Annotated in this window: 11 protein-coding genes and 1 riboswitch; of the genes, 6 read left to right on the top strand and 5 right to left on the bottom strand. The window is 70.2% G+C overall.

The features are described from left to right. The first annotated feature begins 17 nt into the window (after nucleotides 1-17). Nucleotides 18-1031: an ATP-binding cassette domain-containing protein gene (locus IFU30_RS12025; RefSeq protein WP_085510429.1), complete on the top strand. Its 1014-nt coding sequence runs from the start codon at nucleotides 18-20 to the stop codon at nucleotides 1029-1031. Beyond that, the gene (locus IFU30_RS12020; RefSeq protein WP_064296503.1) at nucleotides 1028-1843 is read left to right on the top strand and encodes an ABC transporter permease; all 816 of its coding nucleotides are present in this window, start codon (nucleotides 1028-1030) and stop codon (nucleotides 1841-1843) included. Before IFU30_RS12025 ends, IFU30_RS12020 begins: the two co-directional genes overlap by 4 nt. Nucleotides 1844-1867: 24 nt before the next feature. Here IFU30_RS12020 and IFU30_RS12015 read toward each other — a convergent pair whose 3' ends face one another. From IFU30_RS12015 to IFU30_RS12005, 3 genes are all read right to left on the bottom strand, one after another. Then, nucleotides 1868-5143: a BTAD domain-containing putative transcriptional regulator gene (locus IFU30_RS12015; RefSeq protein ID WP_192005299.1), complete on the bottom strand. Its 3276-nt coding sequence runs from the start codon at nucleotides 5141-5143 to the stop codon at nucleotides 1868-1870. Between the two features lie 62 nt (nucleotides 5144-5205). Continuing rightward, complete coding sequence (locus IFU30_RS12010; protein WP_228501818.1) at nucleotides 5206-5724, bottom strand: CoA-binding protein; 519 nt, start codon at nucleotides 5722-5724, stop codon at nucleotides 5206-5208. Nucleotides 5725-5875: 151 nt separating this feature from the next. Then, a complete protein-coding gene (locus IFU30_RS12005; RefSeq protein ID WP_079705440.1) occupies nucleotides 5876-7165 on the bottom strand; it encodes an O-acetylhomoserine aminocarboxypropyltransferase/cysteine synthase family protein in 1290 nt (429 codons plus the stop codon). Between the two features lie 108 nt (nucleotides 7166-7273). Then, nucleotides 7274-7337: riboswitch (guanidine-III (ykkC-III) riboswitch) on the top strand. A 14-nt stretch (nucleotides 7338-7351) separates the two neighbouring features. Between IFU30_RS12005 and IFU30_RS12000 the strand changes: the two genes are divergently transcribed. Beyond that, the gene (locus tag IFU30_RS12000; protein ID WP_192005297.1) at nucleotides 7352-7675 is read left to right on the top strand and encodes a DMT family transporter; all 324 of its coding nucleotides are present in this window, start codon (nucleotides 7352-7354) and stop codon (nucleotides 7673-7675) included. A 28-nt stretch (nucleotides 7676-7703) separates the two neighbouring features. Here IFU30_RS12000 and IFU30_RS11995 read toward each other — a convergent pair whose 3' ends face one another. Beyond that, nucleotides 7704-8723, bottom strand: a complete 1020-nt coding sequence (locus IFU30_RS11995) for a YeiH family protein (RefSeq protein ID WP_192005296.1) — start codon at nucleotides 8721-8723, stop codon at nucleotides 7704-7706. 13 nt (nucleotides 8724-8736) lie between these two features. Then, nucleotides 8737-10299 carry a dolichyl-phosphate-mannose--protein mannosyltransferase gene (locus IFU30_RS11990; protein ID WP_342450856.1) on the bottom strand — a complete coding sequence of 521 codons (1563 nt, stop codon included), beginning with the start codon at nucleotides 10297-10299 and terminating at the stop codon, nucleotides 8737-8739. Nucleotides 10300-10367: 68 nt separating this feature from the next. Here IFU30_RS11990 and rsmI point away from each other — a divergent pair, with 68 nt between their 5' ends. Genes rsmI through IFU30_RS11975 form a run of 3 tightly spaced genes read left to right on the top strand, consistent with a single transcriptional unit; the run spans nucleotide 10368 to nucleotide 13749 of the window. Beyond that, the gene (rsmI, locus tag IFU30_RS11985; protein WP_124768941.1) at nucleotides 10368-11225 is read left to right on the top strand and encodes a 16S rRNA (cytidine(1402)-2'-O)-methyltransferase; all 858 of its coding nucleotides are present in this window, start codon (nucleotides 10368-10370) and stop codon (nucleotides 11223-11225) included. A 41-nt stretch (nucleotides 11226-11266) separates the two neighbouring features. After that, nucleotides 11267-12847, top strand: a complete 1581-nt coding sequence (gene metG, locus IFU30_RS11980; protein WP_192005295.1) for a methionine--tRNA ligase — start codon at nucleotides 11267-11269, stop codon at nucleotides 12845-12847. Then, nucleotides 12844-13749 carry a TatD family hydrolase gene (locus IFU30_RS11975; RefSeq protein WP_192005294.1) on the top strand — a complete coding sequence of 302 codons (906 nt, stop codon included), beginning with the start codon at nucleotides 12844-12846 and terminating at the stop codon, nucleotides 13747-13749. Before metG ends, IFU30_RS11975 begins: the two co-directional genes overlap by 4 nt. The last annotated feature ends 66 nt before the right edge of the window (nucleotides 13750-13815 follow it).

Raw genomic sequence — 13815 nt, 5'->3', positions numbered from 1 at the left:
TTTCGAAAGGCATCCGCATGAGCATCAGCTCCGACTGGGCGATCGAAGCCCACGGCCTCGTGAAGACCTTCGGCGACAACCGGGCGGTCGACGGCGTCGACCTCTCGGTCCGCACCGGCACCGTCTACGGCGTCCTCGGCCCGAACGGCGCCGGCAAGACCACCACCATCAGCATGCTGGCGACGCTCCTGCGTCCTGACGCCGGCACCGCCACCGTCTTCGGACACGACATCCAGCGGGAGTCGCAGGTCGTGCGCCAGCTCATCGGCGTGACCGCGCAGTTCGCGTCCGTCGACGAGAACCTCTCGGCCACCGAGAACCTCGTCATCTTCTCGCGACTGCTCGGACTCGGCCGCGCGGAGGCGAAGCGCAAGAGCGCGGAACTCCTCGAGGAGTTCGGCCTGAGCGACGCGGCGTCGCGACCCCTGAAGAAGTTCTCCGGCGGCATGCGTCGTCGTCTCGACCTCGCGGCGAGCCTCATCGCCCAGCCGCCCCTCATCTTCCTCGACGAGCCGACCACGGGCCTCGACCCGCGGACCCGCGCGCAGATGTGGGACACGATCCGCCGCCTGGTCGCGACGGGCTCGACCGTCCTCCTGACCACCCAGTACCTCGACGAGGCGGACCAGCTCGCCGACCGGATCGCCGTCATCGACCGCGGTCTCGTGGTCGCCGAGGGCACCTCCGACGAGCTGAAGGCCTCCGTCGGCGAGTCGTCGCTGCAGCTGCGGCTCGCGGACCCGGCCGACCTGGAGGATGCGCGACGGGTCATCTCGAGCGTCCTCGGCGTCGACACCGTCGTCTCGCCGGAGGCCACCCGCATCACGGCCCCGATGCGCGACCCCGACGCCGTGACCGACCTCTTCATCACGCTCCGGGAAGCCGGGATCCGGCTCGCGGAGATGAGCGTCCAGAAGCCGACGCTCGACGAGGTCTTCCTCACCCTCACCGGGCACGGCGTCGAGGCGGACGACGCCGACGCCACATCCGACACCGATTCCCTCGACACCGCAGAGCAGGTCCACGCATGAGCACGATCACCATCACCCCGGCCGCAGACCGGTCCCTCCGGAACCACGTCAGCCTCTCGCAGACGGTCCGCAACTCCTTCACCATGGCGTACCGCGGACTGCTCAAGATCAAGCGCACGCCCGAGCAGCTGATCGACGTGACGGTCCAGCCGATCATCTTCACCCTGATGTTCACGTACATCTTCGGCGGCGCGATCGCCGGCGACGTCGCGAGCTATCTGCCGATCATCATCCCGGGCATCCTGGTCCAGACCGTCATCACGACCTCGGTCGTGACCGGCATCCAGCTGCGCGAGGACATGGACAAGGGCGTGTTCGACCGCTTCAAGTCGATGCCCATCGCCCGCATCGCACCGCTGGCCGGTGCCCTCCTCGCCGACACGGTGCGGTACACGATCGCCACGACGCTCACCTTCGCGATGGGCTTCGTCATGGGGTACCGACCGGAGGGCGGCATCGGCTTCGTGGCCCTCGCCGGCCTCCTCGTGATCGTCTGCGCCTGGGCCATCAGCTGGATCTTCGCGTTCTTCGGGGTCATCGCCCGGAGCGCGAGCAGCGTGCAGGGCATCTCGTTCCTCGTCCTGTTCCCGCTGACGTTCCTGTCGAACGCCTTCGTGAACCCGGAGACGATGCCGAGCTTCCTCCAGGGCTTCGTGGACGTGAACCCGGTCTCGCACCTCGTGACCGCGGTCCGCGACCTCGCGAACACGGGTGTCTTCGGCGGCGACGCCTGGCTGGCGCTCCTCGGTGCCGCCGTCATCGTCGCGGTCTTCGCACCGCTCACCGTGCGGGCGTACATGCGCCGCGCCTGACGACGAGACGATCGCAGCGACCGATCAGCGCGCCGCCAGGGCAGGACTGCCGAGCAGTTCGAACGCCCTGGCGGCGCTCTCGTGCGCCTGCAGGGAAAGGGACCGCTCGGCGATGCGGTCGCGCTCGGTCGGCGTGAGTCGCGCCGCCGCTGCTGCCTCGTGTGGTGTGCGGACGAGCGAGGGGATGTCCTGACGGGAGGCGAGCGCACTGGCGAGCGCGATGAGCTCTGCGCCGATCAACCGCACCTCGTCGTCCTCCGAACGGACGTACCAGGCGCCGAGGGCGATGACGGTGGAACCCAGCACCGGTCGGTCGAACCGGTTCGGGAGGAGGCGTCCCAGCGCGATGGTGCGGGTGCGGACCCGCCGCGCGAGACCCTGGACCTCGGTGGCGTCCGGGACACCGTCCAGCACGGCGGCGGCGATCGCGGCGGAGCCGACGAGGGTGAACCACGGCGATCGGCGCGACTCACCCGGAGCGAACGCCACGAGCGCCTTCCCGTAGAGCTCGGCTCCCCGTGCGGCGTCGCCCTGTGCCCGCGCGATCTCGGCGAGACCGGCCCAGCCGATCGACCGCCGTTCGGGGAGCGGGGCGAACGCGGAGAACGAGACGTCGTCCGAGAGGAACCGGTCGAGCACGGTGGTGGCGGCGGCGTGGTCGCCGCGGGCGATGTCGCCGATCGCGATCAGCCACTCGAGTTGACGGAGGTCCGCCTCGGCACCGATCGCGGTCAGCCCCTCGGCAGCACGGGCCGCCCAGACGAGCGCCTCCTCCGGCTCGTCGTTCTGGCTGTGCAGTTGGGCGAGCATGTGCGCACTCATGGCGGCGCCCCAGACGTCGCCGAGCGTGAGCGAGAGGTCGTTCGCGCGCAGGGCGGCCGCTTCGGCGGCGCGGGGGTCGCCGTCGTTCTCCGCCGCCTGGGCCGACATGAGGTTCCCGAGGTTCGCGACGTGCGGGTCGGTCGACCGGGAGTACTCGCGGAGGAGGGCCCCCGCGCGTTCGGGGCGACCCGCGACCAGCAACAGGCCCACCATCGCGCGCATCCGTGGATCCTGTGTCGTGCGTACCCGTTCGAGTCGGCGGAGCACGCCGATCGCCCGCGCGGACGTCCGGGGATCGGTGGCGAGGAAGGTCACGGTGATGATGGCGACGGCGATGGCCGGGGTGTCGGTCGACACCGACTCCGGGTCCTGATGGCGGAGCACGTCGAGGACGGCCGTTCCGAAGACCAGGACCTCCTGATGCGCGCTGCGGATCGTCCAGAAGAGGGCGAGTCCTGCGAAGACCGGGGCGACGACGTCGGCACGATCGTCGGCGACGGCCCCGCGGAGCACGTCCACCAGGGTGTCCTGTTCGAGGGCGAGGCGCGCGAACGCCGCCACCTGTCGCGGTCCCTGCATGGCGGGGAGGAGCGTCTCAGCGAGTGCGACCGCCCACGTCCGAGTGCGGTCGAGTACGAGGTCGTCCTCGTGCGCCTCGGCGGACTTGATCGCGCCGAACTCGCGGACCGTCTCGAGCATCCGGAATCGGACGGTCCCGGTGACAAGGTCGTCCTGCACGGTGAGCAACGACTGGCCGACGAGCGCGTCGAGCGCCTCCTCGACCTCGACCTCGGGGGCGAGCGCTGCAGCCGCCTCCAGATCGAAGCCGTCGGGGAACCTGGACATGCGACGGAGGACGACACGTTCGTGCTCGCCCAGGAGGTTCCAACTCCAGTCGATGACGGCGAGCAGGGTGCGGTGGCGCTCAGGCGCACTGCGATCACCGGCGGTCAGCAGGGTGAAGCGGTTCCCGAGTCGTCGCTCCACCTCCTCGACCGACATGGATCTGGTGCGCGCCGCCGCGAGTTCGATCGCCAGCGGCAGGCCGTCGAGTCTCGCGCAGAGACGTGCCGCGGCGTCGAGTGGCACATGGAGTCCCGGACGGGCGGCGCGGGCACGCTCGACGAACAGCCGCACGGCCGGGCCCGCGTGTTCGAGGTCGGTGCCGTCCACGGCGGCGTCCAGCGGGTCGAGTTGGTAGACGTGCTCGGCGGCGATCGACAACGGGCTCCGACTCGTCGCGAGGACGCGGAGGTCACCGGCCCAGGCCAGCGCATCGGCGATCCAGCGCGCCGCCGCGTCCACGAGGTGCTCGCAGTTGTCCATCACGAGCAGCGTCGGCCGCTCCGAGAGCCGGTCGATGATGCGTTCGTGCAGTTCGACCGGTTGCACCATGATCGCTTCGCTCAGCCGACGCGGGGTCGGGGCTTCGCGGATGCCGAGTGCGGTCGCGACCGCGAGTGGCAGATCCTCCGGGTCCCGCACGCTCGCCAGTTCCACCACGACGACGCCGGGCGTGGTCGTGGTGGCACGCCGTGCGACCTCCTGGGCGAGTCGGGTCTTCCCGAGGCCACCGGGGCCGAGGATCGTGGTGAGGCGGACCTCGGACACGAGCGTGCCGATCGCGTCGAGGTCGGCGTCGCGACCGAGGAGCTCGTTCGGCGCCGTCCGGAGTCCGAGCACCATGCTGGAGACCCGGGCGGTCGCTGGTGTGGCCGCCGGCGGAGACGGCTCGACGGCGTCCTGCAGGAGCGACGCGTGTGCCGCGACCAGCGCCGACGTCGGGTCGGCGCCGAGTTCGTCCCGGAGCCGGTGACGGTGGTCTGCGAAGAGCTGCATCGCATCGGAGCGACGTCCGCTCTGCGCGTAGGCGTTGAAGAGCATCAGCTGGGTGGTGTCGTCGAGCGGCTCGGCGGCGACGAGCGCCTCGAGATCGGTGATGACGGCCGCGCCGTCGCCGAGTTCGAGGCGGCTCTGGGCGCGCACCCGGCGGAGCTCGTCGCGGAGCCGCGCCGCGCGGTGCGCCAGCGCGTCGCCGAGCGGGCCGTCCAGTTCAGCGCCTGGATCACCGGTCCAGAGGAGGAGCGCGTCCCGGGCGAGCGTGCCCGCGGTGTGCGGGTCGGCGGCGCGGATGGCCGTCGACGCCGCATCGGCCGCCTGCGCGGCGACGTGGAGGTCGACCAGGGACTGGTCGACCTCCAGTCGATACCCGGCAGCCGAGGAGTGGATGAGGTCCGGCGCCGACACGGCGCGCACCCGTGAGACCAGGGTCTGCAGAGCGGCTTTGGCACCTGCGGGCGGTGCGTCGTCCCACAGCTCGTCGATGAGGGCGGCCGTCGACACGGCGCGCCCGTCCGCGAGCACCAGGATCGTCACCAGCGCTTTGGCGAGCCGGCCGCCGGGTTCGACGAGCCGACCGGTGCGTCCCTCGACGAGCACCGGCCCCAGGACGGTCACTCGGAGGTTCGACGCAGGCACGTCACGAGTGTATCCAGGGCTGTATCCCGGAGCTGTTCCAGTCGTCGTGAGCCGGACTGCCGTCAGCGCAGGGTCTTGCGGGCGGTGATCTGCCCGGTGTCGAAGCCGAGCAGGTGGAGGCCACCGTGGAACCGGGCGTGCTCCACCTTGATGCAGCGGTCCATCACGACGTTCAGACCCTTCGACTCGCCGTACTCGGCGGCCTCCTGGTTCCAGATGCCGAGCTGCACCCAGACGGTCGGTGCTCCGATGGCGACGACCTCGTCGATGACCTGGGGGATGTCGCTCGCCTTGCGGAAGACGTCGACGATGTCGGGTACCTCCGGCAGGGAGGCGAGGTCGGGGTAGGCGGGCTGACCGAGGATCTCCGTGGCGTTCGGGTTCACGAAGTAGATCGTGAAGTCGCTCGACTGCTGCAGGTAGGTGCCCACGAAGTACGAGGAACGCGCCGGGTTCGGGGAGGCGCCGACGATCGCGACGGACTTCGCCTCGCGGAGGAGCTTCAGGCGGGCCTTCGCGTCGGGGCCCGCCCACGTGCGCTGCGAACGCAGCAGCTTCGCGAGCGGCGAATCGGCGGGCAGCGAGCAGGTGAGACCGTTGGTGAGCCGGACCGTCTCGGTCGCTTCCTGGTCGGTCTCGGTCGCGGTCGCATCCACACCGGTCACTGTCGCGTCCACACCGGTCACTGTCGCGTCCACACCGGTCACTGAGCTTGTCGAAGTGCTCATGCCACTACTCCTTCACCGCTGCGGCGAGCGCCTGGTCGAGGTCGTAGATGATGTCGTCAGGGTCCTCGATACCGACGCTCAGCCGGACGATGCCCGGCAGCACACCGGCGTCGACGAGCTGCTGGTCGGACAGCTGCGCGTGCGTCGTCGATGCGGGGTGGATGATGAGCGTCTTCGCGTCGCCGATGTTCGCCAGGTGGCTCGCGAGGTCGACGGACTCGATGAGCTTCTGGCCGACCTGACGGCCACCCTTCACCTCGAAGCTGAAGACCGAGCCCGGTCCCTTCGGCAGGTACTTGTTCGCGCGCTCGTGGTGCGGGTGGGCCGGGAGTCCGGCCCAGTTGACGGCGGCGATGCGCGGGTCGGCGTCGAGCCACTCGGCGACGATCCGCGCGTTGTCGACGTGGGCCTGGATCCGGAACGGCAGTGTCTCGACACCCTGGGCGAGGAGGAATGCCGAGTGCGGTGCGAGCGCCGGACCGATGTCGCGGAGTTGCTCGGCGCGCAGCCGGGTGAGGAAGGCGTATTCGCCGAAGTTGCCCGACCACTGCAGGCCGCCGTAGCTCGGGACAGGCTGACCGAACAGTGGGAACTTGTCGGTGTTCCAGTCGAAGCGCCCGCTTTCGACGACGACGCCACCGAGGGTCGTGCCGTGGCCGCCGAGGAACTTGGTGGCCGAGTGCGTGACGATGTCGGCGCCCCACTCGATCGGTCGGTTGAGGTAGGGCGTCGCGATGGTCGAGTCGATGATGAGCGGAATGCCGTGTGCGTGCGCGACGTCGGCGAGGCCCTCGATGTCGGCGATCTCGCCCGAGGGGTTCGCGACCGTCTCGGCGAAGACGAGCTTCGTGTTCTCCTGGATGGCGGCGGCGTAGTCGGCGGCGTCGGAGGACTGCACGAAGGTGGTCTCGATGCCGAACCGGCGGAGGGTGACGTCGAGCTGGGTGATCGAACCGCCGTAGAGGTTGGCCGAGGCGACGATGTGGTCGCCCTGTCCGGCCAGCGAGGCGAAGGTGATGTACTGCGCGGCGAGGCCGGAGGCGGTCGCGACGGCACCGAGGCCGCCCTCGAGGCTGGCGATGCGCTCCTCGAAGCTCGCGACCGTCGGGTTGGCGAGGCGGGAGTAGATGTTCCCGTACTTCTGCAGGGCGAAGCGGGCGGCGGCGTCGGCGGTGTCGTCGAAGACGAAGGCGCTCGACTGGTAGATGGGCAGCGCCCGTGCGCCGGTCACCTGGTCGGGGATGTTGCCCGCGTGGATCGCACGCGTGCGGAAGCCATACTCACGATCTGCCATGCGTTCACGCTACCGGAGCACCGTCGAGCGCTTCACCGTGCTGCAACATTGCGTCGCATTCGGCCGCACTGCACAGGGCCTGCCCAGGGCGTCGGCGTATCGTGTGGGACACAGTCCTCATCGGGCTGCCGGACGAGGGCGCAGTACCCGGAACGCGACAAGACTGACCACTTGGGAGTGATCGTCATGTCTTGGATCGTACTCATCGCGTCCGGGGTCCTGGAAGCCGTCTGGGCCACCGCGCTCGGCAAGTCCGAGGGCTTCACGAAGCTCTGGCCGACCGTGACGTTCGCGGGGGCGCTCGTGCTCAGCATGGTCGGCCTCGCCTGGGCCATGCGCGACATCCCGGTGGGCACCGCCTACGCGGTCTGGGTCGGGATCGGCGCAGCGCTCACCGTCGGATACGCCATGACCTTCGGCGGCGAGCAGCTGTCGGTCGTCAAGGTGCTGCTCATCCTCGGGCTCATCGGCTGCGTCATCGGCCTGAAGATCGTGGGCGGCGAGCACTAGCCGCGCTGGTCGGGCACGCACCCCTTCCTCAGGCCAGGTGCACCGCTCCGAGCGCGAGCACCGCGATGAGGAGCCAGGAGACGAGCCCGACGACGAGCGCGCGCCACCCGGTGGTGACGAGTGTGCGGACGCGGATCGCAGCGCCGAGTGCGAAGAGCGCCATCGCCAGCAGTGCGGTCTGCACGCCGTCGGCGACGTTCAGGACGAGCTCGGGCACCGGGAGCAGGGTGCGGACGAGGACCGCGGCGATGAAGCCCGCGACGAACAGCGGGACGATCGGCGGTCGGGCTGCGGTCGCGGTCCCGTCGGCATCGACCTGAGCACCGGCGCCGGCCGACACCGCCAGGAGTCGGCGGCGCTCGATCGTCGCGGCGGCGGCGACCATGGGGGCGAGGAGCACGACGCGGGTCAGCTTGACGACGACGGCGATCGCGAGTGCGCTCGTGCCGGCGATCTGGGCGGTCGCGACGACCTGACCCACGTCGTGCACGCTCGCCCCCACCCAGTGACCGAACTGCTCGTCACTGAGCCCGAGTGGGCCGCGGAGTGCCGGGAGGACGAAGATCGCGAGGGTCCCGCAGAGGGTGACGAGCGCGACGGGCGTCGCCTGCTCCTCGTCCTTCGCCTTCACGACGCCGCTCATCGCGCCGATGGCGGAGGCGCCGCAGATGGAGAAGCCCGTGGCGATGAGGAGCGGTTCGGGGCCCGCGAGCCCGAGTCTCCGGCCGAGCCAGAGGGTGACGAAGAAGGTGACGACGACGATCGCGACCGTGGTGGCGAGCGTGACCCACCCCAGGCCGGCGATGTCGACGAGGCTCAGCTTCAGCCCCAGCAGGACGACACCGATCCGCATGAACCGTTTCGCGCTCATGCCGAGTCCCGGCTTCAGGACGCCCGCCGCGAGCCGCTGGAACGCGGGGAGCTGGCCCACCACCATGCCGAGCAGGACGCTCGCGGTCAGCAGCGGGACGACCGGCAGGAGGGTGTGGAGGCCCAGGGCGGCGAGCGCCGCTGCACCGGCGACGAGCACCCCTGGGAGCGTCTTCATCGTCGTCCTCCCGTCACACCCATGACGGCAACCAGGCGTGCAGGTGCCAGAACCAGTAGGGCACGGTGATGGCGGTCCAGAGCGGATACCAGAAGATGCTCAACAGCGTCGTGATGGTCACGAACACCCCGATGACGCCGACGCCGGCGAACCGTCGTTCCTCCGGGTCGTCGCGGGACCCGAGGATCTTCCCGATCGCGAAGACGAGCGCCAGGATGAGGTACGGCTCGAAGACGATCGTGTAGAACTGGAACACCGTCCGGTTCAGGTAGAGCAGCCAGGGCAGGTAACCCGCTGCGACCCCGAGGACGATGAGCCCGACCTGCCACTCGCGGTGCCGGAGGAGCCGGTAGACGCAGTACCCGAGCGCGACGGCGGCGCCCCACCAGATGAGGGGGTTGCCGATCGAGGTGATCGCGGAGGAGCAGGCGTCCCACGCGCAGCCGTCGGTCCCGGTGACGGGGGACTGGTAGTACATGCTCGTCGGCCGGATCATGAGCAGCCAGCCGAGCGGGTTCGCGGCGTAGGGGTGCGGGGTGCTGAGGCCGACGTGGAAGCTGTAGGCGCTCTGGTGGTAGTGGAGGAGGCTCTGGAACCAGTGGGGGACCCACGCGAAGGTGCCGGTCCAGGCGTTGCCCACCGCGTCCGCCCACTGACGGTCGTACCCGCCGGACGTCCTGATCCATCCGGTCCAGCTGGCGAGGTACACGACGGCGGCCACGGGGACGAGGGTCACGAAGGACACCGGGCCCTGCTTGAGGACCGCCGCGCTCGCCCACAGGCTGAGGCCCAGTCGGCGGCGGAGCAGCAGATCCGTGACGATCACGTACACGCCGAACGCGGCGAGGAAGTACAGTCCGTTCCACTTGACCGCGGTGGCCGCACCGAACGCGACCCCTGCGGCGAGCAGCCACGGCCGCCACCGGAGGACGGGACCCCAGGCCGGATCGGCGCCCCTCGCCCGGGCTGACGCGACCTTCGCCGCCAGGCGTGACGCGTGCCACGACCGGTCCAACAGGATCGCGCCGAATCCCGCGAGCACGAAGAACATCACGAAGTTGTCGAGCAGCGAGACCCGGGCCATGACGATCGCGTGCCCGTCGATCGCGAACAGGAACCCGGCCAGGACGGCGAGGATCGACGAGGTGAACAACCGCTTGGCGATGAGCGTGACGAGCAGGACCGCGAGCGTTCCGGCGATCACGGTGGAGATGCGCCACCCGGTGCTGTCGTCGATGCCGAACACGGCGATGCCGAGCGCGATCAGCCACTTGCCGAGTGGTGGGTGCACGACGTAGGAGGGATTCGTGCTCGGGCTGCCCGCGTCGCCGTTCGCGAAGCCCTCGTCGGCCCCGTCCGGCCAGGTGCTCTCGTAGCCGTTCAGCCACAGCGACCACGAGTCCTTCACGTAGAAGGTCTCGTCGAAGACGAGCGAGTGCGGGTGACCGAGGTTCCAGAACCGCAGCACGAACGCGAGGAGCGTCACGGCGGCCGGGCCGCCCCAGACCCAGAGCTTCCGGCGGCGCTCGGTGCGGAGCATCCGCTCCCACCAGCGGTCGAGGCGGGATCCCGTCACAGGGGCTTCCAGAAGATCGACCGACACCGTCTCATCTAACCACCCCGACCGGATGGGAGACTGGTCCGGTGATCATCCTCGGAGCGACCCCCATCGGCAACCTCGGCGATGCGTCGCCACGACTCCGGGAGGCGCTGGCCGCGGCGGAGGTCATCGTCGCCGAGGACACCCGGACGGCCATCCACCTGCTGCGCGCCCTCGGTGTGGAATCGCGGCCGCGGCTCATCGCCATGCACGACCACAACGAGCGCGAACGCGCGGCCGAGATCGTCGAACTGGCCCGTGAGACCGACGTCCTCGTGCTCAGCGACGCCGGCATGCCGACCGTGTCCGACCCCGGCTTCCACCTCGTCGACGCGGCGGCGGCCGCAGACGTCCAGGTCACCGCGATCCCCGGACCGTCGGCGGTCGTGACGGCGCTCGCCGTGTCCGGCCTCGCGACCGACCGCTTCACCTTCGAGGGGTTCCTCCCGCGGAAGCCGGGCGACCGACGCAGCAGCCTGCGAGCGCTCGCGACCGAGCCGCGCACGATGGTGTTCTTCGAATCGCCCAACCGACTCGCCTCCTCCCTCGAGGACATCGCCTCCGTGCTCGGAGCCGATCGTCGCGTGGCGGTGTGCCGGGAGCTCACCAAGCTGTTCGAGGAGGTCAAGCGGGGGACGGCCGCTGAACTGGCCGAATGGGCGTCCGGGGGTGTGAAGGGCGAGATCTGCATCGTCATCGCCGGTGCTGAGGCCGTCGAGGCCGATCCGGCCACCGCGCTCGAGCAGGTACTCGCGCTCGTGGCCTCGGGCACACGCCTGAAGGACGCCTCCAACGAGGTCGCCGAGGCCACCGGCCTCTCGAAGCGCGACCTGTACCAGGCGGCCCTCGCAGCCCGGCCTCCGAAAGCGTCGCCGGACGCGCAGGTGCGTCCCGCGCCGTAACAGGCACGGTGGCCACGCCCGCTCGTCCTAGGATTGACCCCATGGCCGACGGCACCTCGTTCTACATCACCACGCCCATCTTCTACGTCAACGATGCCCCGCACATCGGGCACGCCTACACGGAGGTGGCCGCGGACGTCCTCGCGCGCTGGCACCGTCAGGCCGGCGACCGCACCTGGTTCCTGACCGGGACCGACGAGCACGGCCAGAAGATCCTGCGCACGGCGACCGCGAACGGCGTGACGCCGAAGGAGTGGGCCGACAAGCTCGTGAGCGAGTCCTGGTACCCGCTGCTCGACACGATCGACATCTCGAACGACGACTTCATCCGCACGACGGACGTGCGGCACGAACAGAACGTCCAGCTCTTCCTCCAGCGCCTGTACGACGCCGGCTTCATCTACACCGGTGAGTTCGAGGGGTACTACTGCGTCGGCTGTGAGGAGTACAAGCAGGAGAGCGACCTCGTGCAGGGCACCGGTGAGTACGTCGGGCAGCTGGTGTGCGCGATCCATTCGAAGCCGGTCGAACTGCTCCAGGAGAGCAACTACTTCTTCCGCATGAGCGACTTCGCCGAGCGCCTGCTGGCCCTCTACGAGGAGCGACCGGAGTTCGTGCAGCCGGAGTCGGCGCGCAACGAGGTCATCCAGTTCGTGCGCCAGGGGCTCAAAGACCTGTCCATCTCCCGCTCGACCTTCGACTGGGGCATCAAGGTCCCGTGGGACGAGAGCCACGTCGTCTACGTGTGGTTCGACGCCCTGCTCAACTACATCACCGCCGCCGGGTACGGCTCCGACGAGGAGGCGTTCGCCGAGCGCTGGCCCGCCACGCAGATCGTCGGCAAGGACATCCTGCGGTTCCACGCGGTCATCTGGCCGGCCATGCTCATGGCCGCCGGGCTCGAGGTCCCGAAGCGGGTCTTCGGTCACGGCTGGCTGCTCGTCGGCGGCGAGAAGATGTCGAAGTCGAAGCTCACCGGTATCGCACCGAGTGAGATCACCGACACCTTCGGCTCCGACGCGTTCCGCTACTACTTCATGCGCGCCATCGCCTTCGGGCAGGACGGTTCGTTCAGCTGGGAGGACCTCTCCGCGCGGTACCAGGCGGAGCTCGCGAACGGCTTCGGCAACCTCGCGTCGCGCGTGCTCGCCATGGTGACGCGGTACTTCGACGGCGTCGTGCCGGCGAGCGGCCCTGCCGAACCGGCCGACGTGGCCATCCAGGAGACGGTCGCCCGGGCGGCTGCGGACGCCGACGCCGCGATCGAGCGCCTCGCCATCCAGGACGCGCTCGCGGCCATCTGGCGGATCGTCGACGAGCTGAACGGCTACATCACCGAGCAGGAGCCGTGGGTACTCGCGAAGGACGAGGCCAAGCGGGAGCGGCTCGGCACCGTGCTCGCCACGGCGGTCGAGGGCCTGCGCGCCCTGTCGGTCCTGCTCCACCCCTTCGTCCCGAAGGCGACCACCAAGCTGTGGTCCGCCCTCGGCGCTGAAGCCGCCCTCGGCGAGCTCGGCGCACAGCGCATCGGCGATGTCGGCACCTGGGGGCAGCTGCCCGCCGGCACCTCGGTGGCAGGGCTCGAGCCCCTGTTCCCGCGGATCGAGGCCGTCGCCGAATGAGCGGGGGCGTCGCGCCGGATCCGGCCGCCACACCGCACCTGCGGCAGCGCGAAGCGGGGGAGCGGAAGCAGCTGAGCTACCCCGAGGTTCCTGAGGCGCTGCCGGTCGCGGTCTACGACAACCACACGCACCTCGAGCATGCCGACGGCGACGCCCCGCTGACCCCGTCGGAGCACTTGGACCGCGCGGCCTCCGTCGGGGTCCGCGGCATCGTGCAGGTCGGCACCGACGTCGAGACCTCCCGTTGGTCGGCGGCGATCGCCGCTCGTGACCCCCGCGTGCTCGCGGCGGTCGCGATCCACCCCAACGACGCACCGGACCTCGACCGCGCGGGCACCCTGGACGAGGCGCTGGCCGAGATCGACCGTCTGGCGGCGGAGCCTCGCGTCCGCGCCGTCGGCGAGACCGGCCTCGACTTCTTCCGCACCGAGGAGGACGGCCGCGCGGCGCAGTTCGCATCGTTCGAAGCGCACATCGCCATCGCGAAGCGCCACGGTGTCGCGCTGCAGATCCACGATCGGGACGCCCACGACGAGGTCGTCGAGACGCTCCTCCGGGTGGGCGCTCCGGAACGCACCGTCTTCCACTGCTTCTCGGGCGGCCCGGAGCTCGCCGAGCTGTGCGCCGAGCACGGCTGGTACGCCTCCTTCGCCGGGACGGTGACGTTCAAGAACGCCGCACCGCTGCGTGAGGCGCTCGCGATCCTGCCCCGCGAGTTGATCATGGTCGAGACCGACGCGCCCTACCTCACGCCCGCCCCGTTCCGTGGTCGTCCGAACGCGCCGTACCTCCTCCCGTACACGGTGCGCGGTATGGCCGAGCACCTGGGCGAGGACGTCGCCGCGTTCGCGACGCAGCTCGCGACGAACACCGAGCGCGTCTACGGCTCCTGGGCCGACTGAGCGACTGAGCCCGTCACCGAGCCTCGCGCCCGTCGCCCGACGAGGACCGGCTCCCCGATCAGGGAT

The organism is Plantibacter sp. CFBP 8798 (assembly GCF_014841195.1).
Taxonomy (GTDB): domain Bacteria; phylum Actinomycetota; class Actinomycetes; order Actinomycetales; family Microbacteriaceae; genus Plantibacter; species Plantibacter auratus.
This window is presented reverse-complemented; position numbering and strand designations above follow the sequence as displayed.